Here is a 1,189-nt window from a genome sequence, read left to right on the forward strand (position 1 = left end):
AACAAGCATTATTTATTCAATGATCTTAGAGACGATACCGGCACCAACAGTACGACCACCTTCACGAATAGCAAAACGAAGTTTCTCTTCCATCGCTATCGGAACGATCAACGAAACATCCATCGCAACATTGTCACCTGGCATAACCATTTCCGTTCCTTCTGGAAGCGTAACAATACCTGTAACATCCGTCGTGCGGAAGTAAAACTGAGGACGATAATTCGTGAAAAATGGTGTATGACGTCCACCTTCATCTTTTGTCAAAATGTAAGCTTCTGCTTTAAACCGTGTATGAGGTGTAACGGATCCTGGCTTTGCCAATACTTGACCACGCTCAATCCCTTCACGGTCAACACCACGTAGCAGAGCCCCTATATTATCACCCGCTTGACCTTGATCCAAAAGCTTGCGGAACATTTCAACGCCTGTAACCGTCGTCTTAGACGTTGGACGAATACCGATAATCTCGATTTCCTCTCCAACTTTAATAACACCACGCTCAACACGACCCGTAACAACGGTTCCACGACCCGAAATCGAAAATACATCCTCTATCGGCATCAAAAATGGTTGATCAACAGGACGTTCAGGGGTTGGAATATAATTATCAACTTCACTCATTAAAAGACGAACAGCATCTTCACCAATGCTTTTATCCTTATCCTCAAGGGCTGCCAACGCAGAACCCTTAACAATTGGTATATCATCGCCTGGAAAATCATATTTGGATAAAAGTTCCCGAACCTCAAGCTCTACAAGCTCCAAAAGTTCTGCATCATCAACCTGATCAACTTTATTAAGAAAAACAACAATTGCTGGAACACCAACCTGACGTGCAAGCAAAATATGCTCACGCGTCTGAGGCATTGGGCCATCAGCTGCTGAAACAACCAAAATAGCACCATCCATCTGTGCTGCCCCTGTGATCATGTTTTTCACATAATCAGCGTGTCCTGGACAATCAACGTGCGCATAGTGACGATTTTCCGTTTCATACTCAACGTGTGCTGTAGAAATAGTAATTCCACGTGCGCGTTCCTCTGGCGCAGCGTCAATTTGGTCATAAGCTTTAAATTCACCAAAATATTTCGTAATCGCTGCTGTCAACGAGGTCTTCCCATGATCAACGTGACCAATCGTACCAATATTAACATGCGGTTTTGTTCGTTCAAACTTGCTCTTCGCCATT

Annotated in this window: 1 protein-coding gene; it reads right to left on the reverse strand. The window is 43.8% G+C overall.

Annotated features, from left to right (window positions below; translation table 11 throughout):
- Positions 1–12: 12 nt before the first annotated feature.
- A complete protein-coding gene (gene tuf / locus ACFIJW_RS10245; RefSeq protein WP_012755022.1) occupies positions 13–1,188 on the reverse strand; it encodes an elongation factor Tu in 1,176 nt (391 codons plus the stop codon).
- Position 1,189: the final 1 nt, after the last annotated feature.

It is taken from the genome of Bartonella sp. MM97QHHN (genome assembly GCF_042194285.1).
GTDB lineage: Bacteria > Pseudomonadota > Alphaproteobacteria > Rhizobiales > Rhizobiaceae > Bartonella.

Coding starts and splice junctions, on each gene's coding strand:
- tuf (WP_012755022.1), bottom strand. CDS start 1,188: ATGGCGAAGAGCAAGTTTGAACGAACAAAACCGCATGTTAATATTGGT.